The following is a 25,653-nucleotide window of genomic DNA, read 5'->3' as shown; positions in this document are numbered from 1 at the left end:
TGCGGTGCAGACGCCAATCAAGCTCCCATTGATGTCGGCACCTTTGCCAGGCGCTGGAAGGTCAAACCGGAGTTGCTCGTGACAAGCTGATGATCGAGCAGACCGCAGAACCGGTCTTAAATTCGATCATCAGCCTTCAATGTTTGGCGAAACGCCTCAGCTCCAATCCAGATATTACTCGGCCGCTTCGGCGTAGTCTTCCATGGGCGGGCAGGAGCAGATGAGGTTGCGGTCGCCGTAGACGTTGTCGACGCGGTTGACCGGCGACCAGTACTTGTCGACGTGGAAGGCGCCGGGCGGGTAGCAAGCTTGTTCGCGTGAATATGGACGATCCCATTCGCCGATTAGGTCCGCCACGGTGTGCGGCGCGTTTTTCAGCGGGTTATTCGTCTTGTCCATCCGCCCGTCTTCAATCGCGCGGGCTTCCTCGCGGATTGCCAGCATCGCCTCGCAGAAGCGGTCGAGTTCCGCCTTCGTTTCCGATTCCGTGGGTTCGATCATCAGCGTGCCGGCAACCGGGAAGCTCATGGTGGGCGCGTGGAAACCGCAATCGATCAGGCGCTTGGCGACATCGTCGACCGTGACGCCGGCGGCCGGATTGAGCGGACGCGTGTCGATGATACATTCATGCGCGACGCGACCCGCTTCCGACTTGTAGAGCACGTCATAAGCGCCGTTCAGCCGTGCGGCGATATAGTTGGCGTTCAGGATCGCAACCTTGGTTGCCTGTGTGAGCCCCTCGCCGCCCATCATCAGGCAATACGACCAGGAGATCGGCAGGATCGACGGCGAACCGAACGGAGCTGCGGACACAGCCCCCTCGCCGCCGCCATCTTGCGGATGCCCCGGCAGATGGGCTGCCAGATGCGCTTTGACGCCGATCGGACCCATGCCCGGTCCGCCACCGCCATGGGGAATGCAGAAAGTCTTGTGCAGGTTGAGATGGCTGACATCGGAGCCGATGTCGCCGGGCCGCGACAGGCCGACCATCGCATTCATGTTGGCGCCGTCAAGATAGACCTGTCCGCCATGGGCATGGGTGATCTCGCAGATCTGCCGCACCGTTTCTTCGAACACACCATGCGTGGACGGATAGGTGATCATGCAGCAGGACAGGTTTGCCGCGTGCTGCTCGGCCTTGGCGCGGAAGTCCTCGAGATCGACATCACCGTTTTCGCGCGCCTTTACCGGAACCACCTTCATGCCAGCCATCTGCGCGGAGGCCGGATTGGTGCCATGCGCGGAGGTTGGGATTAAGCACACATCACGATGCGGTTCGTTGTTGGCGCGGTGATAGTTGCGGATGGTCAGCAGGCCGGCGTACTCCCCTTGTGCGCCGGAGTTCGGCTGCATGGAAAACGCGTCATAGCCGGTGACCTGGCACAGCTTGTCCGAGAGATCGTCGATCATCTCCTTGTAGCCGAGCGCCTGATCGGCCGGCACGAAGGGGTGGATGTCGGCGAACTCCGGCCAAGTGATCGGCAGCATTTCGGCCGTGGCATTCAGCTTCATCGTGCAGGAGCCGAGCGGGATCATCGAGCGGTCGAGCGCCAGATCGCGATCCGAAAGCCGGCGGATATAGCGCGTCATCTCGCTTTCCGCCCGGTTCATGTGGAAGATCGGATGCGTCATGTAAGCCGATTTCCGCAGAAGCGCAGACGGCAGCCGGTAATCGGCCGTGAAGTCGGCAACCGCGAAAGTGCCGCCAAAGGCGCGCCAAACTGCTTCCAGCGTTGACGGCCGTGTGCGCTCATCCAGCGACATGCCGATCTTGGTGGTTCCAACCTTGCGCAGGTTGACACCCTCGGCCACGGCAGCACGCAGGATCAGCCCCTGCATGTGACCGACATCAACGGTGATGGTGTCGAAAAAGGCTTCCGGCTCGATCGTGTAGCCGAGCTTTTCCAATCCCTTGGCCATCAGCACGGCCTTCTTGTGGACCTGCTGAGCAATCGCCTTCAACCCGTCGGGGCCGTGGAACACGCCGTACATCGAGGCCATCACGGCAAGCAGAACCTGCGCGGTGCAGATGTTCGACGTCGCCTTTTCGCGGCGAATATGCTGCTCGCGGGTTTGCAGCGCCAGCCGATAAGCGCGATTGCCGCGTGCATCCACTGAGACGCTCACCAAACGGCCAGGCATCGCGCGCTTATGGGAATCCTTCACCGCCATATAGGCGGCGTGCGGGCCGCCATATCCAACCGGCACGCCCAAGCGCTGCGAGGTGCCGATCGCTATATCGGCATCCATTTCGCCCGGCGATTTAAGAAGCGTCAGCGCCAGAAGATCGGCGGCAACGGCAGCCACTGCGCCGGTTTGGTGAAGGCGGGCGATCAGGCCGGAGAAATCGTGGATATGGCCGTGCGTGCCGGGATACTGGAAGATAGCGCCGAACACGTCGGCGGGATCCAGATCGGTCATCGGGTCGCCCACGATCACTGTCCAGCCAAGGGGGGCTGCGCGCGTTTCGATCAGCGCGATAGTTTGCGGATGACAGGCCTGGTCGACGAAGAACGCGGTGACCTTGTTCTTGGATTGGCGCTTGCACAGGGCCATGGCCTCGGCGGCGGCTGTGGCCTCGTCGAGCAGCGAGGCATTGGCGACATCGAGCCCGGTCAGGTCGCAGATCATGGTCTGGAAGTTCAGGAGCGCCTCAAGACGGCCCTGACTGATTTCCGGCTGATACGGTGTGTAGGCCGTGTACCAAGCAGGGTTTTCCAGGATGTTGCGCTGGATCACCGGCGGCGTCACCGTGCCGTAATAGCCCTGCCCGATCAGCGAGGTCAGCACCTGGTTCTTGTTGGCGGTCTCGCGCAGCCGGTCGAGCGCTTCGCGCTCCGTCAGGGCTGCGCCCCAGCTCAGCGGCTTTTGCTGGCGGATGGATGCGGGAACCGTGGCATCGATCAGTGCATCAAGCGACGCATAGCCGATCACGTCCAGCATCGCCTCCATTTCGGCCGGTGACGGACCGATGTGGCGACGGTTGGCAAAATCATACGGATCGTAATCCGTAAAATGGAAGTCGGTGGAATCGCTCATGCGATGAGGTCCTGATAGGCTGCTTCATCGAGCAGGGCGTCGGCATCCGCCGGGTTCTTGAGCTTGATCTTGAAGAACCAGGCAGTCTGCGGATCGGAGTTTACGAGCGACGGGTCGTCCACCAGCGCCTGGTTAACCTCTGTGACTTCGCCATCAAGCGGCGCATAAACGTCGGACGCCGCCTTGACGCTTTCAACAGTAGCGGCATTGCCGCCCTTGGTAAGCTCGGCACCGACTTCCGGCAGTTCCACGAAAACGAGATCGCCCAGCTGTTCGGCGGCGTGCTGCGTGATGCCAACGGCGGCAACGCCGTTATCGAGTTTCAGCCATTCGTGTTCGGCGGTGAATTTCAGCATGTCTTGTCTCCAAAATGGATGTGTGGACCGGAAGCCTGCGCTGCAGCGAGATCCGGTCAAAGAGTCCGAAAGGGTGTTCAGCGTTTATAGGTCGGCGTGATGAAGGGCAGCGATGCCACGGTCATGGGCAGGTACTTGCCGCGCACTTCCGCAAAGACCTGCGTACCGGCAGCAGCCAAGTCGGCCGGCAGATAGCCCATTGCAACGGGGCTCTCCACCGAAGGGCCGAACGTGCCCGACGTCACCTCGCCGATCGGCTCCCGACCACCGGCATCTCTGAAAAGCGTGGCATGAGCGCGCACGGGTGCCTTGCCGTCCGGCTTCAAGCCGACCCTACGGCGAGCCGCACCGTTGTTCAGTTCCTCCAGAATGCGTGCGGAACCGGGGAAGCCCCCTTCCCGAGCGCCGCCCGTGCGGCGCGCCTTCTGGATCGCCCATTCGAGCGCGGCCTCCACCGGCGAGGTCGTGGTGTCGATATCGCTGCCGTAAAGGCAAAGCCCCGCTTCGAGCCGCAGGGAGTCACGCGCGCCAAGGCCGATCGCCTCGCAATCGGGATGGTCGAGCAGCGCCTGCGCCAGCTCTTCCGCTTTTTCCGCCGGCACCGAGATCTCGAACCCGTCCTCGCCGGAATAGCCCGAGCGGGACACGATGCAGGCTGCACCGCACAAGGTGGCATCGCGCACATCCATGAACTTCATGGCCGAAACACCGTCCCATAGCGTGGCCAGAACGGCTTCGGCGCGCGGGCCCTGCAGCGCGAGCAAAGCCCGATCTTCAAGCAGGTTCACCGCGCAGGACGTCAGCTTAGCCTCCATATAAGCGAGATCGGCTTCCTTGCAGGCGGCGTTGACGACAACCAAGAGATGATCGCCGCGATTGGTGATCATCAGATCGTCGAGGATGCCGCCTTCGTCATTGGTGAAAAAGCCGTAGCGCTGCCGTCCCGCTTTCAGGCCGAGCAGGTCGACGGGCACCAGTGCTTCAAGCGCAAGCGCTGCGTCGGCATAGTTGCCAGACTGCGCTTTCACCACGACCTGACCCATATGCGAAACATCGAACAGGCCGGCGCCTGAGCGGGTTTGCAGATGCTCTTTCATGATGCCGAGGGGGTATTGCACCGGCATGTCATAGCCGGCGAAAGGCACCAGCCTGGCGTTCAACCGGACATGAAGCGGGTGCAGCGGCGTTTGGTGCAGGGTGGATTGATGGTCCATTCAGTGTGCTCCCGAAGCCGCTTTCTTGAAGCGGCGATGATGCGCGTTGCCGCGCGTGGAGCCCCATCTGTCCTGTGTGCCTGAGAGTGTTATCCCGTCGGCGAATCCAGCTTTGCGGCCGAATTTCTTTCCAGATTTGCGAAGATGAGAGGTCCACTTTGCCTGAGAGTTTCCGGGGCGGTTGCTCCTTCGGCGCCGGCCTGAAAGCCGATCTCTTCCACTCATCTTGATAGATGACAGCCTTGGTGCTGCCGGTATTTGTCGCGTTCCCTGTTTGAGCGGCTGAAGCCGATTTTTGTGGACTTTTAATCCACGTCTTCGCGCGCAGCAAGCAGGAAGACGGGATCAGCTTGGAGAGCTGGGGGTAAGCAGGTCGGCATGGATGCCGCCCTCGTCTCGCGCGCATCAGACGCCAATTATCTCTGGAAGCAAATAAATCGCACCTCATCAACAATGAGCTTTTGCTCGCGATCCAGCATCTGCTGAGTGGCCTGTATAAACTATATGGATGATTTTCTGCTTGCCGTGCGAATAATTGCTCGCCATAAATGATGCTAACAGCTGGTAGGTAGACCGGCGGCAGGAGGAAACATCATGATTTCAGAAACGCTGAAGGGTCTGGCCCTTTCCGCGGCCATCGGGTTGGCGGCGCTCACCGGCACGGCTCATGCACAGGAGGCTGCTGGCAAGAAAATCGGTATCGCCGCGCGCGAAATCACCAACGACTACAACCGCGACATCATTGCTGGTGCAGAGAAGGCGTTGAAGGCAGCGGGTGCGGAAGTCGTCGTTACTGACGGCGGCGCGGATCCGCGCAAGCACAACGAAAATATCGAAAGTCTGATCAATTCAGGCGTTTCCGGCATCGTGGTTCAGCTCGGCGATGCGCAGCAGCTGGCACCCGTGGTGGCGAAGGCAAATGCAGCCGGCATCCCTGTCGTGACCACCTCGATTGGATCCAAGACGGAAGGCGTTCTGGCCGATGTGGGTGGCGACGATGCCTTGATGTCGGCAATCGTCAGCCGCGCGCTTTTGTCGAGCATCGACTACAAGGGCGATGTTTACGTATTTTGGGTGCCGGGCGCGCCAATTCTGGAGACACGCAAGCGGATCCTTCAGGCGATGGTCGCGGATTATCCGCAGGTCAAGCTGCATGAAGTGCCAACCGAGCATAGTGCTGCGCGTGTTCAAGCGCAGATGGAAGACATCCTCACCGCAAATCCAGAGCCAGGCAGCGTTGCCGCTGTTTGGGGTGCATATGACCTGCTCGTTTCCGGTGCTGTTGAAGCCGTGCGCCGCAACGATCGCAACGAGATCAAGATCGCTTCAATCGATGGCGACCGGGTCGGTTTCCAGATGCTGCTGGACGAGGAAAGCCCATTCGTCGCGACCGTCGTGCAGGACGTTCCACGCATCGGTTCGCTTGCCGCTGAAATCCTGCTGAAAGGCATGGCTGGCGAGACGGACTTCCCGAGCACGCTGTTCACCGATGCCTGGCTTGCAACCCACGCCAACGGCGTTGCCTCAGCCGAAAAGCGTTGGGGCGCTGGAATCTGGGACGAGATGTCCATTCCGCGCGAAGATGTCGAAGAGCGTTGGGAGCAGAACGGCGAATTGATCGTCGTCCATCCGATCCTTCCTTAATCATCGTCGATGGGTGGCGGAGAACAAACGCCACCCTTTTCCGCATGAAGTCCCGCCGAGGTTCTGTCCTATGACAAGCACCATCGATGTTGCGCGCCATCAAGAAGCTGCGACAACCTCCGTTCTGGAATGCCGTGGCATCGGCAAGGAGTTCCCCGGCGTTGTTGCCCTGAGCGATGTTTCGCTTGAGATCCGCGCCGGTGAGATTCACGCATTCCTTGGCCAAAACGGTGCGGGCAAGTCGACGCTGGTCAAGGTGCTGACTGGCGTTTATCAAGCCACACGCGGCGAGATCCTGGTTGGTGGCAAGAGTGTGCAGCTGCGCGATCCGCGTGACGCAGAAGCCAATGGCATCGCCATCGTGCATCAGGACCAGCCGCTGGTCGCCCAGCTCGATGTCACGCGGAATGTGTTCCTTGGACAGGAGATCACGCTTGCCGGAGGCGTGCTTGATCTCTCGACCATGCGGAAGCAAACAGCCGACGCGTTGAGACAGGTTGGTGCAACCTTTGATGCCGACACGCTCGTCAGCGAGTTGAGCGTGGCGCAGCGTGAACAGGCGGCGATTGCCGCAGCGATCGTGCGAAAGCCGCGCATCCTCATCCTGGATGAACCTACTGCATCCTTGAGCGACAGCGAAGCTGAACTTCTGTTCGGCATCGTCCGCGCTCTGCGCGACAACGGTGTCACCATCATCTATATCTCGCACTATCTCGACGAAGTGCTTGATCTTGTTGACCGTGTCACCGTTCTGCGCGACGGCAAGCTGGTTGCTACCTTGCCTGTTGCCGAAACGTCCCGCGCTGGCATCGTCCAGATGATGGTCGGCCGCGACATCGAGCAGCTTTATCCCAAAGAACAGGTCACGATCGGCGAGCCGCTGCTCCAGGTTCGCGGTCTGACACAAGGCCATATGCTGCGCGGCGTCGATCTCGATGTTCGGCGCGGCGAGATCTTCGGCATTGCGGGTTTGATGGGCGCCGGCCGGAGCGAGCTTGCTTTGTCCCTGATCGGTGCCCTGCCCCGTTCGGGTGGTTCGGTGACTGTCGCCGGCAAACCATCCGATCCGCGTACACCCCGCAGCGCCAAGAAGCAGGGCTTCGCACTCATCCCGGAAGACCGCCGTCATGAAGGTCTGGTAACCGACATGACGGTGCGCGAGAACCTTACGCTGCCCGAACTCAGCCGCTTTTCGCGCGCCGGCATCGTGCGCGGCGGGCAAGAGCGTGCTGCGGCCAATTCCCTGGTCGAGCGGCTGCGCATCCAGCCACCCCATCTCAACCAGGCCACTCGCAACCTGTCAGGCGGCAACCAGCAGAAGATCGTGATCGGTCGCTGGCTTCTCGGTGATGCGGAGGTCTTCCTGTTCGACGAACCGACCACGGGTGTCGACGTGGGGTCCAAGGTCGAGATCTACCGCCAGATGGTGGAGTTGGCGCGGCGCGGTGCTGCCGTGATCTTCATCTCGTCCGACTTCGAAGAAATCGCAGGCATGAGCGACCGCGTCGCCGTCATGCACAAGGGACGTATCAACAAGCTGTTTGAACCGGGCGAAGCTACGGCTGAGACGCTGCTCTACTGGGCATCAGGCTCTGCCGACGACACCGAGGCCGAACATGGCGCTTCTCATGAGGCCGTCGCTGATGAGGCGAGCAGCCAGATGCCTGCGGCTGGCGTCGCCGCATCTCCGGCGCAGGCCGCAACGCCGCCGAGCCTTTGGGCGCGCTGGGGCACGATCGGCGGCATGGTTGTCGTGCTGGCGCTGATCGCGATCCTTGCGCCGCAGTTCCTGTCGTTCAACAACATCTTCGACGTGTTGAAACAGGGCAGCGTACTCGCCTTCATCGCGCTCGGTCTTACGGTCGTGCTGATCGCAGGTGGCTTCGATATGTCGGCAGGCGCCGTCAGCCAGTTTGCCACCAATCTGGCGGCCGGCACGATGATCGCGGGGGCAGGTTCGGCGGCCGCGCTTGGCCTCGGTGCGCTGACCGGCCTCATTGCAGGCGCCGTGAACTCAGCGCTCGTGTTGATCTTCGGAATGCCCGCTTTTGTCGCAACGCTCGGCGTCATGTTCGTCGCGATGGGCGCAACGCTGCTTTACAATGGCGGCCAGGCTCTCACGCTGTCCGACCAGCCCGGCTTCTTCTTTATCGGGCAAGGCTATGTCGGCCCGGTCCCCTTCGTGCTGATCCTGCTGCTTGGCACTACAGCCATCCTGCACTTCGTGCTGAAACGCACGCGGCTTGGCCTGCGCATGTATGCGGTCGGCCAGAACCTCTTGGCGGCTGAACTTCGGGGCATCGGTCGCGCTCGATATGCCACCGCATCCTTCATGCTGGGCGGTCTGGTGCTCGGTCTGGCCGGCGTGATCCTCGCATCCTACTCCTATGGTGCATCGGCGCTCGCCACCGGCATCGACTTCCTGATCAGCGCTCTGGCCGCAGCCTTTCTTGGCAGCACGTTGAACAAGGCGGGCGAACTCAACGTGGTCGGCACGCTGATTGCGGCACTGTTCTTGGCCTCCTTGTCGAATGGGCTCATTCTCATCGGGATCTCGAGCCAGGCTTTGCCCGGCATTCAGGGTCTGGTTCTCATCCTCTCCATCGCACTCGGCGTGATCCACAAGCGTGGCATCGGCCAGGTCCTGATCTTCTGAGGAGCATTGCGATGTCTGTTTCGTCCAATCGACCGAAATCCTCGACCAATTCGATCTCCGTTCTTGGCCTCCTGCGCGATTATGGCGCGATCCTCGGCATGATCGCCGTGCTGGGCATCTTCTGGTATCTGAAGCCGGCGTTTCTATCGGCCGCCAATGTGGAGAACGTCTTTCGCCAAAGCGGCATCGTGATGATCATGGCACTTGGCTTGACGATCGTCATGAAGATGCGTGGCGTCGACCTATCCATCGCACAAACCGCGGATGCGGCTGGACTGATCGCGGCCATGCTGATCATTGCGAAATACCCGATCTGGATGGCTTTCGCGATCCCGCTTCTATTCGGCCTGGTGGTCGGCATCGTGAACGCGGTGCTCATGGCTTATGTCGGCATCCCCGCCATTATCGGGACGTTGGGCATGATGTTCATCATCCGCTCGGGCGAGTTGATGGCAACCAATGGTGCCGAGCCGCAGATCCTCTTCACGCTGCCGCGCTCTTTGACCCGCGACTTCTTGTGGTTGGGGCAGAAGGATCTCGGCCCGGTCGCCGCGCTGATCGTGCTGGCACTTGTGGTCTTCCTCGTCGTCTTCGTGATCATGCGCTTCACGCCTTTTGCGCGCTACGCAAAGGCCGTGGGAAGCAATGTTCGCGCCGCCTTCCTGGCTGGCATCGATATCAGGATGATCTTTGGCTTGGGCTTCGTGATCGCCGGTGTGCTGGCCGCGCTTGCCGGGGTAGCGCTTGTGTCGCGTACAGGCATCGCCATGCCGCGCGGTGCCGAGCCCTTCCTGCTCGATGCTTTTGCCGCCGCTTATCTCGGCACGCTCGCATCGCGTCAGGGCGAGATGAGCATTCCCGGCACGCTGATGGGCGCCTTGTTCATCGGCTTCCTCAGCAATGGCCTGACCCTGCTGGGTCTTGGCGCCCCTTATCGTTATGCGCTCAATGGCGGATTTATCCTGCTGGCGATGGCCATCGGCGCCTTGAAACGTAAGAACTAGAACGCAAGAACTGGACGGAGGACTTTCCATGACGCTGATCATCGATGCCCATAATCATCTCGGCATTCGCCACGGCGCACGGCAGACCGGAGCAGATCTCGTTGCAAAGATCGATGCGGTCGGCGTCGACAAGGCGGTCATGTTCCCCTTTGTGGAAGGCAACTTCACCAATGATCCGATCAAGGAAGCGTATGACGAGTTCCCGGACCGCCTGATCCCATATTGCGCGGTCAATCCATGGCAGCCTGATGCCGCGCAAGAAGTCCGGCGCTGTATTCGCGACTGGGGCTTCAAGGGTCTGAAGCTGCATCCAACGATCAACGGCTATCATTTGTCGGACTCCGGCTTGGTCGACCCGCTGTTCAAGATTGCGGATGAATACGGGATTCCCGTTATCGTGCACGGCGCGAGCGACCTGCTCAATAGCCCGCCTGAGTTTCGCATCATGGCCAAGCGTTTTCCCGATGTGACTCTTCTGATGGCGCATATGGGCTTCTTCTGGTCGGTCGAGCAGGCCATCGAATATGCGCAGGAGTGTCCAAACCTCTATCTCGAGACATCGCGGGCTCCGATTTTCGAGATCCAGACGGCGGTCAAGGCACTTGGACCCGAGAAGGTTATCTGGGGCACGGATTCGCCGTTCGTGGATTACGAATTCGAGTTCAAGAAAATGGAACGTGCCACCGATGATCCGGAGGGCTATCGCGCAATCGTCGGCGGCAACATCGCCAAGATCCTGAAGCTCTAGGAAGGCAACAGCGTCGAGACGATCATGGCCATAACCGAAAGAAGCGAGGCCGATCGCCGGCTCGACCAAGCCGCCCGCGCGGCCTGGCTCTATTACGTCAAAGGTAAACGGCAAGACGATATTGCTGGGGATCTCGGCATTTCCCGGCAGATCGTTCAGCGCCTGATCGCCTTGGCGTTGAGCGAGAATCTCATCAGCTTCCAGGTCCGGCATCCGCTCGCCGAGTGCATTGCGTTGGCCGATCAGTTGAAGGAGCGTTTCAAGCTGCAGTTCTGCGAGGTTTCGTTGAGCGAGGCGGGGTCTACGGAGGACATTCCGTCGGCGGCAACGGTTGCGGCGCTGTATCTCGACAATCTTCTGGCTCAGAAGTCGCCTTTCACCATCGCGGTCGGCAACGGAACAGCGATGCGCGAAACGGTGATGCGGGTTGCGTCGATGGACCGGCCGCAGCATCGCTGCGTGTCGCTCATGGGCAATCTCACGCCGACGGGCCGGGCATCGCGCCATGATGTGGTGACGAAGCTTGCTGAACGGATCGGCGCGCAAAGCTATCCCCTGCCGATGCCGTTGGTCACGGCGACCACTTCGGATCGCGAGATCCTGCAGGCTCAGCTCGGCTATAAGACATTGAGAACGCTGGTGAATGAAGCCAATCTCCTGGTGATGGGCAGCGGCAATGTGGATTGGAAAGCCGGCGTTCATCTCGACGGTTTCATCAGCGATCGTGAACTTGCCGAAGCGATGGATGCCGGTGCTGTCGGTGAAATTCTGGGTGGCGTGATCGACAAGGACGGCCGTTTTATCGAGAGCGGCTACTTCAATCGGCTGACTTCATTGCTCCGCGAGCCCGACAGCAAGCAGACGACGCTTCTCGTGAGTTCGGGCGAAATTCGGGTGCGGGCGATCCATGCTGCACTCACCGGCAAGCTGGCAAACGCTTTTATCACGGATGAAAATACGGCACGCGCCGTGCTGCAGATGCGCTGATCTCAAGCCGCATGGCGCGGCGATCACCGCGCTGGTTCCGCAGACTAGGCTGATCAATTGCTCGTTTCCGGATGTGGTGAACGGCATGATCACCGCGATGGGGCACGAGGTTCTGTGCGGCACCGGCAATGTCGCCATTCTGTCGAACGTGTTTGCCAGCGCGTGTGAAAATTTGCCTGAGGGTCCGCTGCGCGTGCTCGCTCTTTACCAATGTCTCGCGCCGTGGCGGCAGCCACCGCAAGCGCGCAAAGGCGCACCGGCACCGCGGGTGTTCATCGGCGACACCGAGATTGAGCGAAGCGGACGCGATCAGCTGGAACGAGGCGTTTGAAACGCGCAAGGGGCTGACCGTCGAAGACGGGACCGCGCGCTATCAAGGCCGGCTCAAGGACCTGCTGGCGGAAGAAGGCTCGGTTCACGCCGAAGGCTTCGCGTTGAAGGATCTGGAAGCGGTGTGCCGCAATCTGCTCGGTTTGCGCGACCGTCTGGCAGCCCTGCCATCGCGGGTGAACTGACGCGACATCGGTGTGACGCTTCAGGTGGTCTGAACCGCTTCTTCGTCCAGCAGCGTCTTGATGCGTTCGACGATCTGGTCGAGCACGAGGATCTGGCGCGAGCCGGCGGGTCGGGCCGCGTAATAGGATACGTCGATCGTCGGCAGGAACGGCTTGGCGCAGAGTTCGACATCGGCAGCGCGCATGGTGATGCGGTCGACGATGGCGACGCCCATGCCGGCTGCCGCGAAATGACAGCAGTTGAGCATGGAGGTTTCAACCGTGTTCAGCGGCGCCTGATCGGCCTGCGAAAAGGCGCGGTCGAGGCCACGGCGTAGCGGCGAGTTGCGGCCGGCGGTGAGAACCCGGCAGTCGAGAAGGTCGGCCGGGGTGATCACATCTTTTTGCGCGAGCGGATGATCCGGCGGCATGGCGGCGACGGCGGTTGAGCTGTGCAGGTGAACGGTCTGCAGATCGCTCGGACGCGGCGGGCCGAAAACCAGACCGAGATCATAATGGCTTTTCTCTACCATGTCCCAGATGTGGCGGCTGTTTTCGACATCCATGACCAAGGGCAGATCGAGGCGCGGGCCGACGATCTCGACCAGGGCCTGATGCAGAAAGGGCCGTACCAGTGAAGTGACGCTGGCGATGCGCAACACGACGTTGAGGTGCTGGCGGATGTCGCCGGCGGCGCGCGCGACCTGATCGATCCCGATATAAAGCCGCTCGACCTCGGCCAAAAGGAGCACCGCTTCGGGCGTCGGCAGGAGGCGTCCGCCCTGACGGGTGAACAGGGTCATGCCGACTTCGCTTTCGAGATCGCGGATCAAACGACTGACGGCGGGCTGGGCGATGTTCATGGCGTCAGACGCCGCCGTGACGCCGCGCGTGAGCATCACATGGCGGAAGGCTTCCAGCTGACGCGGCTTCAAACGCATGCGGTGCCTCCATAACGTTTCGGCATGGGATCAGGCTATAATGCAATTTTGCATCATTGTGCGAAGGAAATAAGCAATTGCCACTGATCTCCCCATCTGGGGATGGAGCTTTGGAGGAGCTTATCATGAAATTTTTCACAGCCGCAGCGCTTGCCGCTTCCGTGGTTCTGTTTCCGTCGGCCGGTGCATGGGCGCGCGACCTGACGGTTGGCCTTTCGGCCTCCACCACTTCGATGGACCCGCAATTCTACGTCGTCGGTCCCAACAGCGCGATGGCGCGCAACATCTTCGACGGTCTGGTGAACCAGGATGCCCGCCAGCAGATACAGCCGGCGCTGGCGACCAGCTGGAACCGGGTCGACGACACGACCTGGGACTTCACCTTGCGCCTGGACGTGAAGTTCCATGACGGCAGCGACTTCACCGCCGAAGACGTGGTGGCCAGCATCAAGCGCGTGCCGATGGCCGCCAAGAACAGCCCGAGCGCGTTCACGCCTTACGTCAAGGCAATCGCCGACGTGACGGCGGTTGATCCGATGACGGTGCGCATCACCACGAACGGCCCGACGCCGCTTCTGCTCAACAATCTCAGCCGCATCGCCATCCTGCCGGCCGAGCAGGGCGAAACCACCACCGAACAGATGAACCAGGGCAACGGCGTGATCGGCACCGGCCCGTTCAAATTCGTGTCCTGGACGCCGGACTCGCAGATCAATCTCGAACGCAACCCGGATTACTGGGACGGCACGGCGGATTGGGAAAAGGTCACCTTCCGCATCTTCAAGAACAACAGCGCCCGCGTTGCCGCGATCCTTTCGGGCGATGTGGACATGATCGAGAACATTCCGACCGCCGATACGAGCCGTCTGGAAGAAAGCGATGCGATCGAGGTCATCAAGGCCACGGGCAACCGCTTGATGTATCTTCACATGGATCAGGACCGTGAAACCTCGCCTTTTGCGAAGGGTCCCGAAGGCAAGAACCCGCTGCGTAGCGCCGAAGTTCGTCGCGCGCTGTCGCTGTCGCTCAACCGTGAGGCGATCGTCGACCGCATCATGGACGGCCAGGGCACGCCCGCTGGCCAGGTCGTGCCGGAGGGTTACTTCGGTCACGATGCGTCGCTTGCAACCGATGCGTATGATCCTAACAAGGCCAAGCAGCTTCTAGCGGATGCCGGCTATCCAAACGGTTTCGACCTGACCTTCCATGCGACCAACGATCGTTATCCCAACGACTCTAAGGTCGCGCAGGCCGTCGGCCAGTTCTTCAGCCGCATTGGTGTGACGACGAAGGTCGAAACGCTTCCGGGCAGCGTGTATTTCTCACGCGCTTCGGCCCGCGAGTTCAGCTTCATCATGGGCGGTGCTGCGGTGGAAACCGGCGAACCCTCGGGCGTGCTCGGACCGCTTCTGGAAACCTATGGCGACAATGCCGGCCAGGGCAATCGCGGCCGATATTCCAATGCAGAGTTCGACAAGACGCTGGAAGAAGCCCGCAGGACGCTAGATGACGGCGCGCGCGAAACCCTGCTGAAGAAGGCAACGGGGATCGCCATGAACGATCTCGGCATCATCCCGCTGTTCTTCCTCGACAACACCTGGGCTGCCAAGACCGACCTGTCCTATGAAGGACGTTCGGACGGGTACACGCTGCCCTTCTACGTCAAGGCCGAGCAGTAAGCGGCGCGGCTGGGGACTCAGGCCATGTCTTTCCACGGCGTCTTTCCCTATCTCGTTTCGCCAACGACCCCCGGCGGTGACATCAACACCGCCGTTCTGGGAGACCTGGTTGAACACCTAATCTCCGCAGGCGTGCACGGGCTGACGCCGCTCGGCAGCACAGGCGAGTTCGCTTATCTTTCGAACGAACAGCGCCTGGAGGTGGTGAAAACGACGATCGCGGCCAATCGCGGTCGTGTTCCGGTTGTGGCGGGCGTCGCATCCACCACGATCCGCGATGCGGTTGCGCAAACCGAGGCCATGGTGGAAGCGGGTGCCGACGGCATTCTGGCGGTTCTCGAAGCCTATTTCCCCGTCGGTGACGCCGGCGTGGAAGCCTACTTCAAGGCGATCGCAGGCGCGGCGCGCGGGCGACCGGTGGTGCTTTACACCAACCCGAACTTCCAGCGCTCCGATCTGACGCTGCCGGTGATCGAGCGGCTGAGCCACATCCCCAACATCAACTACATCAAGGACGCCTCCACCAATACCGGGCGGCTGCTTTCGATCATCGAGCGCACGCGCGGGCGCATGGAAGTGTTTTCGGCTTCCGCCCATATCCCGGCCTGCGTGCTGATGATCGGCGGCGTCGGCTGGATGGCGGGTCCGGCCTGCATCGTGCCGAAGCAGAGCATCGCGCTCTACGACGCCGCGAAAGCCGGTGACTGGACGCGGGCGATGGAACTGCAGCGGCCTTTGTGGCGGGTCAACGAGATCTTCGCGCGCTATTCGATCGCGGGCTGCATCAAGACCGCCTTGCAGTTGCAGGGCTTCGCCGTCGGCGATCCCATCGCGCCGCAGGTGCCGCTGGATGAGGCCGCACGCAACGAAATCGCAGAGGTTCTGCGCACTGTGGGGGCGCTTTAGCGCTGTCACCACGACCACCGAAATGCCTTTGTCGAATACGGGGCGCCGCAGCTTGCGAGCGCGCTGACGCCCGGTGTCCGACAAGACCAATGCTCAGGTAATGTTCATGACGTCCACTCCGATCATCATCGATTGCGATCCAGGGATCGACGACTCGATCGCGCTTCTGGCGGCGTTTGTTTCGCCCGAACTGGAGATCCTCGCGATCACGCCGGTATCCGGCAACCAGCCGCTCGAACGCACGGTGCGCAATGCCTTGCAGATCTGCGAGCTGGGTGGGCGCACCGACATTCCGGTTTATCCCGGCAGTTTCCGTCCGCTTCTGCGCGACGTGATCCGCGGCCAATTTCACGGGCATTCCGGCCTCGGCAACACCAGTTTGCCGGAGCCGCGAAAGGAGGCCGAGGACAAGGGCGCGGTGGAGTTCCTGGTGGACCGGCTGGGCGAAGCCGCGCGAACGGGCAAGCCGGTCACGCTGTGCTGCCTCGGGCCGATGACCAACCTCGCCATGGCGCTGCGGATCGACCCGAACATCGCCGCCGGCGTTGCGCGCATCGTGATGATGGGCGGTGCCTATCGCGAGCCGGGCAATCGCACGATGACGGCCGAGTTCAACATGCTGGCCGATCCTCACGCCGCGCATATCGTGTTTTCGTCCGACATTCCGATCGTGGCCTTGGCGCTCGATGCCACGCATCAGGTGATCCTGACGCCGGAGCATGTCGAACAATTCGCGGCGGTCAGCGGCCGGATCGCCTCGACGGTGGCAGACCTGATGGCGTTCTGGGACCGCAATCAGGTGGAGCGCTATGGATCGCGCGGTGGCCCGCTGCACGATCCGCTGGTGATCGCCTTCCTATTGGCCCCTCACCTGTTCCAAACCAAACCGGCCCGCGTGTTCATCGAGCATGAAAGCGAGTTGTGCATGGGGCAGACAGTGGCCGACTGGTACAACAAGAGCGGCCTCGAGCCAAATGCGGAGATCGTTTGCGACGTGGATGCAAAGGGTGTGATCGCGCTCTTCCTGCAGCTGTTTTCGCGCTACCAAATCGAGCGCGCCGCATGAGCCGCATCTCCGTCATCATCGACACCGATCCCGGCGTGGACGATGCGGCGGCGATCATGCTCGCACTGGCTTCGCCCGAAATCGACCTGCGCGGCGTGACGGTGGTGGCCGGCAATGTCGGTCTGCCCGCAAGCGTCGGCAATGCCTGCCGGATCGTGGCGCTGGCTGGGCGTCGCGACGTGCCCGTTCTGGCGGGGGCCGCCGTTCCGCTGATTGGCAAGCAGCTCTTCGGCAAATATGCCCATATCGGTGACTTTCCCCCCGATCTGATGCCGGAGACCGACTACCAGCCGGCAAGGTTCTCGGCCGTGCGCTTCATCGTTGAACAAGCGCGCGCCGCCGCTGTTGAAGGGCACGGCATCACGATCTGCGCCATGGGTCCGCTGACTAACATAGCGCTGGCGCTACGGATGCATCCGGATGTGGCCGATGGCATCGAAAGCATCGTGATCATGGGTGGCGCCTTCGCCGCGCTTGGACACCGCACGCCGTTTGGCGAATACAACGTGATGGCCGATCCGCATGCCGCCGCCATCGTCTGGCAATCGGGCGTGCCGGTGGTGCTGTTGCCGCTCGACGTGACCTTGCAGGCCCTGTTTGCGGATGGCGATTTCAGCGCGATGGAAGCGCAGGGCAGCCCGAGCGGCAAGGCACTGGCTGGGCTTCTGCGCCGCTTCGACCGCGGCGATCTCAAGCGCTTTGGCCGCCCCGGCGGCCCGATCCATGATGCGATGACCATTGCATGGCTGTTGCAGCCGGAACTGTTTTCGGGCAGCCACTGCGCCATTGGCGTAACACTTTACGGCCCCACCGCCGGCCAGACCTGGGCGGACCTTCACAACAAAAGCGAGCAGCGCCCCAATGCCTGCGTGATGACCCATGTTGACGAGGTGGGTTATCGCCGCCTCCTTGTGGAGCGCATCGCCGGACTTGGTGCGATCCCGCTGACCGCTACTCCGAAAAGGGAGTTCCACGCATGAGCAGTTACCTTTTGAGCCGCTTCATCCAGACGATCGTGACGCTGTTCGTCATGAGTCTTCTGGTGTTTGTGGGGCTTTATCTCGTCGGCAACCCGGTTGATGTGCTTTTGAGTTCATCGGCCACACCGGCCGAGCGGCTGGAGGTGATCCAGGCCTTCGGGCTCGACCGGCCGGTCTGGGAACAATATTTTGTGTTTCTGGCCAAGGCGCTGACGGGCGATCTCGGCAATTCCTTCGTGTTCAATCAGCCGGCGCTCGATCTTATTCTGCAGCGCATGCCGGCGACGCTGGAACTCGCTTTCGTCGCCCTGATGATGGCGCTGATCCTTGGCATTCCGCTCGGCATCTATGCCGGCTTGAAGCCGAACAGCGCGGTTTCGAAGTCGATCATGACCTTCTCGATCCTCGGCTTCAGCCTTCCAACCTTCTGGATCGGCCTGATCATGATCATGGTATTCAGCGTGCAGCTTGGCTGGTTGCCGGCGTCGGGACGCGGCCAGACGGTTGATCTATTCGGCGTACCGGTGAGCTTTCTGACCTGGGACGGTCTGAGCCACCTGCTTCTGCCGGCCTTCAATCTGGCTTTGTTCAAGATTTCGCTGGTCATCCGCCTGACGCGCGCCGGCGTGATGGAGGTGATGCAGCTCGATTTCGTGCGCTTTGCGCGCGCCAAGGGTATGCCGGAAAGCCGCATCCTGCGCGTTCACGTGCTGAAGAACACGCTGATCCCGCTGATCACCGTGATCGGCCTCGAGCTCGGTTCGCTGATCGCCTTTGCGGTGGTGACCGAGACCATCTTCGCGTGGCCGGGAATGGGCAAGCTCATCATCGATTCCATCGCCGTGCTCGATCGTCCCGTCGTGCTCGCTTACCTCATGATCACCGTGATCATGTTCAGCGTCATCAACCTCGTGGTCGACATTCTGTATTCCGTTGTCGATCCGCGCGTCCGTTTGGAAGGAGGTTCGCGATGAGCAACCCTCACGAGCTCTCGACCTCGGTTCACGCCGGAACGGAAACCATCGCCGCAAAGCCCGCGATGTCGCCCCTGAAGCGTACCCTGATTGCGCTGCTGCACAATCGTTTGGCGCTGGTGGGTTTGATCATCACCGGCATCCTGCTTTTGGCGGCCGTGCTGGCCCCGGTGCTGGCGCCGCAGGATCCGTATGATCTGGCGCAGCTCGATATCATGGACGGACGGCTGGCGCCGGGTGGCGAAAGCATGACCGGCCTGACCTATTGGCTGGGCACCGACACGCAAGGCCGCGATCTGGTGAGCGCCATCATGTATGGCTTGCGCACCTCGATCCTCGTTGGTCTCGTGAGTGCCGCCGTGGCTCTGGTGATCGGCACGAGCATCGGCCTGTTCAGCGCCTATGCCGGCGGGCGGATCGATGCGGTGCTGATGCGCATCGTGGATATTCAGCTGAGCTTCCCGTCGATCCTGATCGCGTTGATCTTTCTGGCGATCCTCGGACAGGGCGTCGACAAGATCATCATCGCGCTGGTGGTGACGCAGTGGGCCTATTACGCCCGCACGGTGCGCGGTTCGGCGCTGGTGGAAAGCAAGCGCGCTTATATCGAAGCCGCGCGCTCGATGGCGCTGCCCGATCGCAGCATCATCTTCCGCCACATGCTGCCGAACTGCTTGCCGCCGTTGATCGTGGTGGCGACGATGCGCATAGCCTATGCGATCATGCTCGAAGCGACGCTTTCCTTCCTCGGCATCGGTTTGCCGGTAACGGAGCCTTCGCTCGGTCTGCTGATCTCCAACGGGTTCGAATACATCCTGTCGGGCGATTACTGGATCAGCTTCTTCCCGGGCATCACGCTGCTTCTTCTTATCGTGGGCATCAACCTGATCGGTGATGCGCTGCGTGACATTCTTAATCCGCGCCGGGAGGGCTGAGCCATGACCAGACCGATCCTTCTCATCGACGACCTCAACACCGCCTTCAAGGTGGGCGGCGAATGGCGCAATGTGATCCGCGATGTGTCGTTTGAGATCGCCGAACGCGAAACGGTGGCGGTTGTCGGTGAATCCGGTTCCGGCAAAAGCGTTACGGCCATGTCGATCATGCGCCTGCTCGGGCCCAATGCACGCTCCACGGGCCGCATCGAGTTCGAGGGCCAGGACCTCCTGTCCTTGCCGATGGAGGCGATGCAGACCATTCGCGGCAATCGCATCGGCATGATCTTCCAGGAGCCGATGACCTCGCTCAATCCGGTTCTCAAGATCGGCAACCAGATCACCGAAGTGCTGATGCAGCATCGCGGCATGGATCAGGCGGCGGCCCGGGCGGAAGCCGTGCGGCTGCTCGACCGGGTGCGGATCCCGTCGGCCGAAGCGCGGTTGAACGAATATCCGCTGAGCTTTTCGGGCGGCATGCGCCAGCGCGTGGTGATCGCCATTGCGCTCGCCTGTGAGCCGAAGCTTCTGATCGCCGACGAGCCGACAACTGCGCTCGACGTGACAATCCAGGCGCAGATCCTGGAACTGATCAAGACGCTGCAGCAGGAAGAAGGCATGTCGGTTCTCTTCATCACCCATGACATGGGCGTGGTGGCTGAGATCTCCGACCGAACCGTCGTCATGTATCGCGGCGACATCGTTGAGGCCGACACGACGAAGCGCATCTTCCGCGACGCCGCGCATCCCTATACGCGCGCGCTTCTTTCGGCCGTGCCGCAACTGGGTTCGATGGCCGGCGAACCGCGTCCGCTGCGCTTCCCGATCGTGGATATGCGTACCGGCGAAGCACAGCCGGTGAAGCAGACCGCCGACACGGTGCGCGCCGAGGAAGCGCCGATCCTGCAAGTCGAGCACCTCGTCACGCGCTTTCCCGTGCGCAAGGGGCTCCTGCAGCGCACGGTGGGCAACATTCACGCGGTGGAAGACGTGTCGTTCGAGGTGCGCAAGGGCGAGACCCTGTCGCTTGTGGGTGAATCCGGCTGCGGCAAATCGACCACGGGGCGTTCGATCATCCGATTGACGGAGCTGACCTCCGGTTCTGTGTCGATCAGCGGTCGCGATGTGGCGAGTGCGTCGAAGTCGGAGCTGGCGGACATCCGCCGCGATGCGCAGATGATCTTCCAGGATCCGTTCGAAAGCCTCAATCCGCGCATGCGGGTGGGCGATGCGATCGCCGAGCCGATGATTACGCATGGGCTGGTGAAGCGCAGCGATGCGCAGCAGCGAGTGGGTGCGCTGCTCGAACAGGTCGGTCTGTCGCAAGCCATGGCGGATCGCTTCCCGCACGAGTTTTCAGGCGGACAACGCCAGCGCGTGTGTATCGCGCGTGCTCTGGCGCTCGATCCGAAGCTGATCGTTGCCGACGAATCCGTGTCGGCGCTGGATGTTTCGATCAAGGCGCAGGTGATCAACCTGATGCTCGACCTGCAGGAACAGCTTGGACTGGGCTATCTCTTCATCAGCCATGACATGGCGGTGGTGGAGCGCATCAGCCATCGCGTGGCGGTGATGTATCTCGGCGAGATCGTGGAGATCGGTCCACGCCAGGCGGTGTTCGAGAACCCGCAGCATCCTTATACGCGCAAGCTGATGTCGGCGGTGCCGATCGCCGATCCGACGCGGCGACGGGCGCGCACCATCTCCACGGACGAGATCCGCAGCCCGTATCACGATGCCGGCTATGCTCCGGCTGCGCGCCAGTACCAGGAAATCAGCGCGGGTCACTTCGTGCAGATGCAGGCGGTCGAGAAGGCCGCCTGATCCGAAAAGCCAAGCGCGCCGTTTTGCCGATGACAGCACCGGCAAAACGGCAGCGCTGCGGTTTACTTGTGGGCCGTGACCACGATTTCAACCAGCGTGGTGCCGCCGAGATCGGCGACGCCGACAGTTGCGCGGGTCGGGAAGGTGTCGGGCGACAGCCATTCCTTCCAGACCTTGTCCATCTCCGGCTTCAGGTTCATGTCGGTGATGAAGATCGTGGCCGACAGAAGCTTGGTCTTATCCGAGCCGGCCTGCGCGAGATAGGTGTCGAGCTTGGCGAGGATTTCCTTCGTCTGGCCTGCCATGTCCAGGCTTTCGTCATCACAGGTCGTGCCGCCGACGAAAACGAGGCCGCTATGCTCCACGACGCGGTGCATGATCGGGGTCTGGAGGTGGCGATTGGTCATAAGTTTGGTCCTTTCGGGTTCGTTGATGGTTCTGGCCGGCGGCCGGTGACGGCGAACACCGCGTCTTCGGTCTGCGGCAGGGCCGCGAGTTCCGACAGGCGCACCGGCTTGATGGGCGCGCGCAGACGGTAGGTGCCGATCTCAGCCGGGCTGACGCCGCGTTGTTCGGCCATCATCTCCGTGACGGTGGAAGCGCAGAGACGGCCCTGACACGGGCCCATGCCGCAGCGGATAAAGGTTTTCAGCTGGTTCGGGCCGGGCACGCCGAGTTCGATCACCTGCCGCAACTGCCCTGCCCGCACTTCTTCGCACCGACAGATGATCGTCGCGTCGTCCGGAGGGCTGAGGAACTGCTGGGCGGGTCGATACAGGATGTCGAGAAAGGCACGGCCACGACGATAACGGCGCCGCTCCTGCTTCAACGGAGCAAGTCGGGTTTCCGCCTCCCCCTGCGTGATCAGGCCGAGGTCGGACAGCGCGCCAAGTGCGGCGATACGGCCTTCAACCGCGGCGTGATCGGCGCCGCCAATGCCGGCACCGTCGCCGGCGGCGAACAGGCCGGGCACCGACAAGCGGCCGAGATGGTCGATTTCCGGCTGAAAGGCGCGCTGGTGTTCGTTCCAGCGGATGGCACAGTCGGCGCTGCTGGCAAGATTGATGCTGGGGATCACGCCCTGATGCAGGAGAACGGTTCGGACGGGAAGCGTTTCGGAGCGGCGGCCGCGGCGAAAGGTGACGGATTGCGCATGTGCGTCGCCGTCGATGGCGAGATCGGTGATGCCGGAGATGACCCGGGTTTGACGCCGCACATCAACAAGCAGGCGCAAACCCTTGGCAAAATAGGGCGAACCAAGGAAAGCTGGCAGGTGCGGCAGCGCTCTCAGGCGCTGTCCGGCATCCGCTGTGTCCAGCACGGCGGTGATGTCCGCGCCGGCCTTAAGCAGCTGGGACGCAAGCAGATACAAAAGCGGGCCGCAGCCAGCCAGCACGGTAGGACCTTCGGGAATGGCGGCGATCGACTTCAGCGCGATCTGGGCTGCACCGGCCGTCATGACGCCTGGCAGCGTCCAGCCGGGCACGGGCATCGGGCGCTCCATGGCGCCAGTGGCGAGGATGACGGCACGGGCTTCCACACGGCGAGCCGAACCCGCCAGCGTCAGGCCTATGGTGGCGTGAGCCGATGGTTCTTCGGCGGGATCGAGGCTCCACACGGTTGTGCTTGAAGCAAAGTCGATCGTTGCGGCCATGAAGGGGTCGGCGATGCTTGCGCCCTTCCAGTAATCCGCGCCGAGCACGTCGTCATGCCCGCGCGAATGGCGCGTCACGGCGCGGTAGATTTGTCCGCCGGGCGCGGTGTTTTCGTCCACCACGAGAACGGTTGCACCGGCAAGGGAGGCTTCCACGGCCGCCGACATGCCGGCTGGCCCTGCTCCGATGATCGCGATGTCGTAATGGTCCGCGAGCTCGGCCGCGACGGTGATCCTGCGCATCAGGATTGGCCCTGCAGAACCTGGCGGCCGCCGCGCCGGCTTTCCACCACCATGCCGTCGCGGGCTTCCATGAGGCAGCTTTGCTGGTTCTGGACGCCATCAACGGTGACGAGGCATTCGAAGCATACGCCCATCAGGCAATACGGCGCGCGCGGCTGATCGCCGACCACCGAATGGCGGAACGTCTCTACGCCGCTCGCAAGCAACGCAGCCGCGAGCGTATCGCCGCGCTCGGCGGTGATCGGGCGATTGTCGAAGGAGAAGCGGACCGGATCGGTGATCTCACACAGTCTGCGAAGCATGAAACCTCTGCGATCCGAAAGCTGACAGACCATGCGACAAGGCACCGGCCGCGATCTGGGGCGCAACAACCAGCGCGTGGTTGGCGGCAAGCGTGACGCCGGAATGGCACACGGCAACGAAAGCCCCGGGGTGGGTGGTGGATTGTTCGTAGATCGGCAAACCATCCAGCGACTTCACGCGTTGGCCGGTCCAGGAGCGCACGATGTTGAGGTCGCCCAAAAGCGGAAAGGTGCGCACGGCGCGATTGGCGAGCACGGCGCTGATGTCCTGGTTGGTGGCATGGGCGGAAGTGTGCGTTTCTTCGCTGTCGCCGATCATCACGCCGCCCTCGTCGGTCTGGCGCAGGGTGGCGGAGGTGTGATCGAAGAAGGGCGCGCATTTCTCCGTCACAAGGATCTGGCCCTTGCTGCGCTTCATGGGGGCGTGAAGGCCGACCATCTCGGCCAGACGGGTGTTGTCGAGCCCGGCCGCCAGCACGATGCGCTTGGCAACCAGCACGCCTTTGGGACCAATCAAGCGGAAGCCATCAGACACTGGCTCGATGCGCTCGACAGCGTAGCCGGCGCGGTAATCGACGCCGCGTTGCTTCATGCCCGTGTGAAGGGCGCGATACAAGCGCAGCGCGTTTACATGACCATCGAGCGGTGAATAGATCGAGCCGACCACGTCGCGGCCGACGAAGGGCAGACGTTCGCGGGTCTCAGTGCCGTTGAGCACAGCAAAGGGTGCGGCGCGCCCGTTGGTTTCGCGGACGATGGCCTGCATCTCGGCCTGCCAGGTATCGAGCTCGTCCTGATCGAGCGCGAAGGAAAAGCCGCCATTCTGGTTCAAGGACACGTCGATGCCAGTGTCGTCGAACAGGGCTGCGGCGAGCTGCGGCCAGCGTTCGGCGGAAGCCTTGGACCAAAGCGCATAGGCGGGTGCGCCGACGCCTTTGCCCTGCACCCAGACCAGCGCGAAATTGGCGCGCGATGCCCGCGGATCGAGATCCGTCCCGTCGAGAACGGTGACCTGCAAGCCGGCACGCGCCAGGCCCCATGCCAGCGTGGAGCCGACAAGGCCGCCGCCGATCACAACCATGTCGATGGAAGATGCGGTCATCAGATGTCCGGAAGGGATAAGGTGGTGCGGCCCCATCAGAAACCGCACCGGTCGGGTCAGGTCGGATCAGCCGCGCGGGCTGACATCGACCTTGAACCACTTCATGGAAAGGTCCTTGATCGTGCCGTCGGCTGTTGCGGCCTTAATTGCCTCGTCGAACTGCGCCTTCAGCTCGGTGTCATCCTTGCGCAGACCAACCGCGATGAAGCCGAACACGCCGCCGGAAAAGATCGGGCCGGAAATCTTGGCATCCGCCATGTCGGGCTTGCCGAGCGCTTCGGCCAGCACCGTAGCGTTTGCCAGAACGGCATCGAGGCGGCCGCTGGTGAGGTCGAGATTGTGCTCTTCCGTGGTCTTGTATTCGCGCAGATCAACGCCGTCCTTGAAGTTGCTCTCCATAAAGGAGGACGCGGTGGTGGAGCCCTGAACGCCGACGATCTTGCCCTTGAGCAGCGCCGCGATCTCTTCGATCTTCGCGTTGGCTTCTGCTTCCTGGCTGTCCAGCGAATAGGTCTCGCCCGTTCCCGGCATGTCGGCGAGCGGACCATCGCTCAGCACGGCAAAGGCGTTGAGGCCGGCGGCATAGGGATCGGAGAAGGCGATGACTTCCTTGCGCGCAGGCGTGACGCTCATGCCAGCCATGATCGCGTCGTACTTCTTGGCGTTGAGCGAAGGAATGATGCCGTCCCAGTTCTGGGCAACGATCTCGCATTTCACCTTCATGCGCTCGCAAAGAACCTTGGCAAGGTCGATCTCGAAGCCCTGCAACTCGCCGCTCGGACCCGTGAAGTTCCAGGGTGCATAAGCGCCTTCGGTGGCGATGGTGATGGTCTTTTCCTGCGCAGACGCCTGGCCTGCGGCAGTGAATAGCAGAGCGGCTGCGAAAACGGATTTCAGATACATGT

22 protein-coding genes and 1 riboswitch are annotated in these 25,653 nt (G+C 61.9%); of the genes, 13 read left to right on the top strand and 9 right to left on the bottom strand.

Annotated features, from left to right (window positions below; genetic code table 11):
- Positions 1-174 precede the first annotated feature (174 nt).
- From gcvP to gcvT, 3 genes are all read right to left on the bottom strand, one after another.
- Positions 175-3,039 carry an aminomethyl-transferring glycine dehydrogenase gene (gene gcvP, locus JYU29_RS15330; RefSeq protein WP_213985723.1) on the bottom strand — a complete coding sequence of 955 codons (2,865 nt, stop codon included), beginning with the start codon at positions 3,037-3,039 and terminating at the stop codon, positions 175-177.
- Entirely contained in the window at positions 3,036-3,395 is a 360-nt protein-coding gene (gcvH, locus tag JYU29_RS15325; RefSeq protein WP_213985722.1) for a glycine cleavage system protein GcvH, read from the bottom strand. The genes gcvP and gcvH overlap by 4 nt, the downstream gene beginning before the upstream one ends.
- Before the next feature lie 77 nt (positions 3,396-3,472).
- Positions 3,473-4,609: a glycine cleavage system aminomethyltransferase GcvT gene (gcvT, locus tag JYU29_RS15320; RefSeq protein WP_213985721.1), complete on the bottom strand. Its 1,137-nt coding sequence runs from the start codon at positions 4,607-4,609 to the stop codon at positions 3,473-3,475.
- Positions 4,610-4,748: 139 nt separating this feature from the next.
- Positions 4,749-4,839, bottom strand: a riboswitch (glycine riboswitch).
- Between the two features lie 364 nt (positions 4,840-5,203).
- Here gcvT and JYU29_RS15315 point away from each other — a divergent pair.
- From JYU29_RS15315 to JYU29_RS15290, 6 genes are all read left to right on the top strand, one after another.
- Complete coding sequence (locus JYU29_RS15315; RefSeq protein WP_213985720.1) at positions 5,204-6,253, top strand: substrate-binding domain-containing protein; 1,050 nt, start codon at positions 5,204-5,206, stop codon at positions 6,251-6,253.
- A gap of 70 nt (positions 6,254-6,323) precedes the next feature.
- Entirely contained in the window at positions 6,324-8,909 is a 2,586-nt protein-coding gene (locus tag JYU29_RS15310) for an ATP-binding cassette domain-containing protein (RefSeq protein ID WP_213985719.1), read from the top strand.
- A gap of 11 nt (positions 8,910-8,920) precedes the next feature.
- Positions 8,921-9,913, top strand: coding sequence for an ABC transporter permease (locus JYU29_RS15305; RefSeq protein WP_213985718.1), 993 nt, complete (start codon positions 8,921-8,923; stop codon positions 9,911-9,913).
- A gap of 28 nt (positions 9,914-9,941) precedes the next feature.
- Positions 9,942-10,661 (top strand): amidohydrolase family protein, encoded by a 720-nt coding sequence (locus JYU29_RS15300; protein WP_213985717.1) that lies wholly within the window; start codon positions 9,942-9,944, stop codon positions 10,659-10,661.
- Between the two features lie 24 nt (positions 10,662-10,685).
- Complete coding sequence (locus JYU29_RS15295) at positions 10,686-11,648, top strand: sugar-binding transcriptional regulator (protein ID WP_213985716.1); 963 nt, start codon at positions 10,686-10,688, stop codon at positions 11,646-11,648.
- Between the two features lie 290 nt (positions 11,649-11,938).
- On the top strand, positions 11,939-12,163 hold the full coding sequence (locus tag JYU29_RS15290) for a hypothetical protein (RefSeq protein WP_213985715.1): 225 nt from the start codon (positions 11,939-11,941) through the stop codon (positions 12,161-12,163).
- A gap of 20 nt (positions 12,164-12,183) precedes the next feature.
- Here the strand turns inward: JYU29_RS15290 and JYU29_RS15285 are convergent, their stop codons facing one another.
- A complete protein-coding gene (locus JYU29_RS15285; RefSeq protein ID WP_213985714.1) occupies positions 12,184-13,083 on the bottom strand; it encodes a LysR family transcriptional regulator in 900 nt (299 codons plus the stop codon).
- Between the two features lie 125 nt (positions 13,084-13,208).
- On the opposite strand from JYU29_RS15285, the gene JYU29_RS15280 reads away from it, so the two are divergent.
- The 7 genes from JYU29_RS15280 (at position 13,209) to JYU29_RS15250 (ending at position 21,447) form a co-directional block, all read left to right on the top strand.
- Positions 13,209-14,762, top strand: a complete 1,554-nt coding sequence (locus JYU29_RS15280) for an ABC transporter substrate-binding protein (RefSeq protein ID WP_213985713.1) — start codon at positions 13,209-13,211, stop codon at positions 14,760-14,762.
- Between the two features lie 24 nt (positions 14,763-14,786).
- Positions 14,787-15,668: a dihydrodipicolinate synthase family protein gene (locus JYU29_RS15275; protein ID WP_213985712.1), complete on the top strand. Its 882-nt coding sequence runs from the start codon at positions 14,787-14,789 to the stop codon at positions 15,666-15,668.
- Positions 15,669-15,774: 106 nt separating this feature from the next.
- Positions 15,775-16,734 carry a nucleoside hydrolase gene (locus JYU29_RS15270; RefSeq protein WP_213985711.1) on the top strand — a complete coding sequence of 320 codons (960 nt, stop codon included), beginning with the start codon at positions 15,775-15,777 and terminating at the stop codon, positions 16,732-16,734.
- A complete protein-coding gene (locus tag JYU29_RS15265; RefSeq protein WP_213985710.1) occupies positions 16,731-17,714 on the top strand; it encodes a nucleoside hydrolase in 984 nt (327 codons plus the stop codon). Before JYU29_RS15270 ends, JYU29_RS15265 begins: the two co-directional genes overlap by 4 nt.
- On the top strand, positions 17,711-18,688 hold the full coding sequence (locus JYU29_RS15260; RefSeq protein ID WP_213985709.1) for an ABC transporter permease: 978 nt from the start codon (positions 17,711-17,713) through the stop codon (positions 18,686-18,688). The genes JYU29_RS15265 and JYU29_RS15260 overlap by 4 nt, the downstream gene beginning before the upstream one ends.
- Positions 18,685-19,623: an ABC transporter permease gene (locus JYU29_RS15255; protein ID WP_213985708.1), complete on the top strand. Its 939-nt coding sequence runs from the start codon at positions 18,685-18,687 to the stop codon at positions 19,621-19,623. The genes JYU29_RS15260 and JYU29_RS15255 overlap by 4 nt, the downstream gene beginning before the upstream one ends.
- A gap of 3 nt (positions 19,624-19,626) precedes the next feature.
- A complete protein-coding gene (locus tag JYU29_RS15250) occupies positions 19,627-21,447 on the top strand; it encodes an ABC transporter ATP-binding protein (RefSeq protein WP_213985707.1) in 1,821 nt (606 codons plus the stop codon).
- 62 nt (positions 21,448-21,509) lie between these two features.
- On the opposite strand, the gene JYU29_RS15245 is transcribed toward JYU29_RS15250, so the two are convergent.
- From JYU29_RS15245 to JYU29_RS15225, 5 genes are all read right to left on the bottom strand, one after another.
- The gene (locus tag JYU29_RS15245; RefSeq protein WP_213985706.1) at positions 21,510-21,854 is read right to left on the bottom strand and encodes a RidA family protein; all 345 of its coding nucleotides are present in this window, start codon (positions 21,852-21,854) and stop codon (positions 21,510-21,512) included.
- Entirely contained in the window at positions 21,851-23,344 is a 1,494-nt protein-coding gene (locus tag JYU29_RS15240; protein WP_250157505.1) for an FAD-dependent oxidoreductase, read from the bottom strand. Before JYU29_RS15240 ends, JYU29_RS15245 begins: the two co-directional genes overlap by 4 nt.
- Positions 23,344-23,646, bottom strand: coding sequence for a (2Fe-2S)-binding protein (locus JYU29_RS15235; RefSeq protein WP_213985705.1), 303 nt, complete (start codon positions 23,644-23,646; stop codon positions 23,344-23,346). Before JYU29_RS15235 ends, JYU29_RS15240 begins: the two co-directional genes overlap by 1 nt.
- Positions 23,627-24,748 carry an NAD(P)/FAD-dependent oxidoreductase gene (locus JYU29_RS15230; protein WP_213985704.1) on the bottom strand — a complete coding sequence of 374 codons (1,122 nt, stop codon included), beginning with the start codon at positions 24,746-24,748 and terminating at the stop codon, positions 23,627-23,629. Before JYU29_RS15230 ends, JYU29_RS15235 begins: the two co-directional genes overlap by 20 nt.
- Before the next feature lie 66 nt (positions 24,749-24,814).
- A complete protein-coding gene (locus JYU29_RS15225) occupies positions 24,815-25,651 on the bottom strand; it encodes a transporter substrate-binding domain-containing protein (RefSeq protein ID WP_213985703.1) in 837 nt (278 codons plus the stop codon).
- Positions 25,652-25,653 lie beyond the last annotated feature (2 nt).

This window comes from Tianweitania aestuarii (genome assembly GCF_018457165.1).
Taxonomy (GTDB): domain Bacteria; phylum Pseudomonadota; class Alphaproteobacteria; order Rhizobiales; family Rhizobiaceae; genus Tianweitania; species Tianweitania aestuarii.
The sequence above is the reverse complement of the archived record's forward strand: the minus strand, read 5'-3'. Positions and strand labels throughout refer to the sequence as shown.

Coding starts and splice junctions, on each gene's coding strand:
- JYU29_RS15295 (WP_213985716.1), top strand. CDS start 10,686: ATGGCCATAACCGAAAGAAGCGAGGCCGATCGCCGGCTCGACCAAGCC.
- JYU29_RS15305 (WP_213985718.1), top strand. CDS start 8,921: ATGTCTGTTTCGTCCAATCGACCGAAATCCTCGACCAATTCGATCTCC.
- JYU29_RS15225 (WP_213985703.1), bottom strand. CDS start 25,651: ATGTATCTGAAATCCGTTTTCGCAGCCGCTCTGCTATTCACTGCCGCA.
- JYU29_RS15315 (WP_213985720.1), top strand. CDS start 5,204: ATGATTTCAGAAACGCTGAAGGGTCTGGCCCTTTCCGCGGCCATCGGG.
- JYU29_RS15275 (WP_213985712.1), top strand. CDS start 14,787: ATGTCTTTCCACGGCGTCTTTCCCTATCTCGTTTCGCCAACGACCCCC.
- JYU29_RS15245 (WP_213985706.1), bottom strand. CDS start 21,854: ATGACCAATCGCCACCTCCAGACCCCGATCATGCACCGCGTCGTGGAG.
- JYU29_RS15300 (WP_213985717.1), top strand. CDS start 9,942: ATGACGCTGATCATCGATGCCCATAATCATCTCGGCATTCGCCACGGC.
- JYU29_RS15285 (WP_213985714.1), bottom strand. CDS start 13,083: ATGCGTTTGAAGCCGCGTCAGCTGGAAGCCTTCCGCCATGTGATGCTC.
- JYU29_RS15235 (WP_213985705.1), bottom strand. CDS start 23,646: ATGCTTCGCAGACTGTGTGAGATCACCGATCCGGTCCGCTTCTCCTTC.
- gcvP (WP_213985723.1), bottom strand. CDS start 3,039: ATGAGCGATTCCACCGACTTCCATTTTACGGATTACGATCCGTATGAT.
- gcvH (WP_213985722.1), bottom strand. CDS start 3,395: ATGCTGAAATTCACCGCCGAACACGAATGGCTGAAACTCGATAACGGC.
- JYU29_RS15240 (WP_250157505.1), bottom strand. CDS start 23,344: ATGCGCAGGATCACCGTCGCGGCCGAGCTCGCGGACCATTACGACATC.
- JYU29_RS15310 (WP_213985719.1), top strand. CDS start 6,324: ATGACAAGCACCATCGATGTTGCGCGCCATCAAGAAGCTGCGACAACC.
- gcvT (WP_213985721.1), bottom strand. CDS start 4,609: ATGGACCATCAATCCACCCTGCACCAAACGCCGCTGCACCCGCTTCAT.
- JYU29_RS15265 (WP_213985710.1), top strand. CDS start 16,731: ATGAGCCGCATCTCCGTCATCATCGACACCGATCCCGGCGTGGACGAT.
- JYU29_RS15270 (WP_213985711.1), top strand. CDS start 15,775: ATGACGTCCACTCCGATCATCATCGATTGCGATCCAGGGATCGACGAC.
- JYU29_RS15260 (WP_213985709.1), top strand. CDS start 17,711: ATGAGCAGTTACCTTTTGAGCCGCTTCATCCAGACGATCGTGACGCTG.
- JYU29_RS15280 (WP_213985713.1), top strand. CDS start 13,209: ATGAAATTTTTCACAGCCGCAGCGCTTGCCGCTTCCGTGGTTCTGTTT.
- JYU29_RS15230 (WP_213985704.1), bottom strand. CDS start 24,748: ATGACCGCATCTTCCATCGACATGGTTGTGATCGGCGGCGGCCTTGTC.
- JYU29_RS15250 (WP_213985707.1), top strand. CDS start 19,627: ATGACCAGACCGATCCTTCTCATCGACGACCTCAACACCGCCTTCAAG.
- JYU29_RS15255 (WP_213985708.1), top strand. CDS start 18,685: ATGAGCAACCCTCACGAGCTCTCGACCTCGGTTCACGCCGGAACGGAA.